The following is a 2,055-nucleotide window of genomic DNA, read 5'->3' as shown; positions in this document are numbered from 1 at the left end:
TCATCCGTTGCATTGTAGACTTCTTGCGTGTCTGGTTTACCAGAACCTATATGCAATGTTTGGTAGTGATCGTCTGTTGGTTTCTCAAAAACAATGGAGCTGTTATCGAGATTAAGCGTGGAAATATCAGAACGAGATCTTTGAGCGATATCAAGCAGATTGCCATCATCATCTTTTTCGTTTGTGCTGGTTTTCAACGTCCATGTTGTCTTATTTTTTAGATCAAAGTGCACATTTCTGTCTTTAGCAATATTTGCTCTGCCCTCTAGAATAGACTGATCTGCGCTTAAGGTGAAGGTGCCGTTGGAGATCGCTTTAACCTCTTTACCATCCCACCACTCTTTATCTTTCCATGACATTTTGTCCCAAAAAATGCCATCTCCTAATAATACGTCAGCATGAATTTTTGAATCTTTAAGATTGAGCGTACCGATTGACAATTCTTGAGTATCTTCAATGTTATCGTTAGTGAGAGCCCCAACGAGAACTCCTGTACCATTTTCAACGTGAATATCTGCATTGGTTAAATTAATTTCACTACTTGGATGTTTTTTTGAATCATCTGATTCATCGAGTTTGGTACCAAAGAGATCTAAGAACTGTACGCCGCTAACTCCTGCTGTTAAAGAAACATCTGTGAGATCAATATGTCCACCATATGCTACGACTAGTGCAATTTTTTTTGCTTCTATTTGGTTTTCTATGGCATTCTGTGCTGCTTCAATATCATCATTAATCATCTTAATTGTGCTATTATTTCCTGCGGTAAGAGCAACATCAAAATTTTGAATGGTTGTTTTACCATTTAATTCGATAGCACTATCAGGCTCCGCAACGTTTACACCAACGGTTATTTTTTTACTTTCACCACCGGTTATTGTTAAATCTCCGCTAATGATTTTACTCCCACCATCTGCATAAAAACCTTCATCAACATTTTTAATAGATGTTTTGCCCGTTAACGTAATTTCACTCCCTGCGTCCGTTGTCCATACACCAGAGCGGCTTTTGTCGGTGTCTTGATCAATTGTTTCACCACCGACTACGGTTAAATTTTCACTGGTAATTTTACCACCATTAACTGCTCCAAGACCGTTCAAAGTATTGTTAATTGTTGTATCGCCATGCAATTCAATTGTGCTATCAGGACCAAAGGACTCTACACCGGTTCCTTTGCCATCTGTTGTTAAAGCAACATTCGTGGCATCAATTTGTCCACCTTTTTCTGCAAATAATGCAGTTTGTGTATTCCCTATTGTTGTTACTTTTCCTCCTGCCATTGTGATCTTAGATCCTGAACCATCTGCACGGAGTCCATTACCACTAGATGATGCGACTGTAACATTGTTGTTTAAAGCAATGGTGCTGCCACTCTCTGCGTTAATCCCTATATCGTTTCCAACAAATGATCCTCCTGATATTTTGATTTTAGAATGATCCATTGCATATACGCCGAATTTTGCATTTGTAATGTGTACATTTTTTAAAGTGACATTGCTTGCTTGGGAATTTAATCCTGTAAACACCACTGTTTCATCTTTTTGACTGCTCGATATTGTCACATCTTCCAACTTATTTTCATTGTTTTTACTGTCATAAAAGGTAGCACCAACTGTAGAAGTTGTAATAGTTCCTCCGGTCATTTTAATTATAGCATTTTTTTCTGCATAAAGCCCAAGAAAAGCATGATCAATTTCTGTTCCGTGCAATTCGATCATACTATTAGGTCCGCTGGCATTTGCACCAGCTCCACCACCTGTGGCTACTGAGAGAGAAACATCTGTAACATTAATATGTCCACCGTTTTCAGCAGTTAATGCTGCATAAATTCCTCCTTTAACTTTTCCTTTCGTCATTTTGATGGTGCCATTGTCTTTTGCCCGGAGCCCAGTGTTATCAGATGATGTAATTTTAGAATCATTTATAGTGATTGTGCTGCCGTTTTGCGCAAATATTGTTGCTTGTTTTGAATCAAATGAACCTCCAGAGACTGTTATTGTGGAGTTATTATTAGCAAATATGCCTGTTGTCGCTTTAGTGACGGTTACATTGTTT

At 38.3% G+C, this 2,055-nt stretch carries 1 pseudogene; it reads right to left on the bottom strand.

Annotation, left to right across the window (positions count from 1 at the left end):
• A pseudogene (locus tag ACFIL7_RS02325) lies at nucleotides 1-1,856 on the bottom strand (autotransporter outer membrane beta-barrel domain-containing protein); the annotation flags it as partial.
• Between the last annotated feature and the right edge of the window lie 199 nt (nucleotides 1,857-2,055).

Source organism: Bartonella sp. AP3QHHD (assembly GCF_042195765.1).
Taxonomy (GTDB): domain Bacteria; phylum Pseudomonadota; class Alphaproteobacteria; order Rhizobiales; family Rhizobiaceae; genus Bartonella.
The sequence above is the reverse complement of the archived record's forward strand: the minus strand, read 5'-3'. Positions and strand labels throughout refer to the sequence as shown.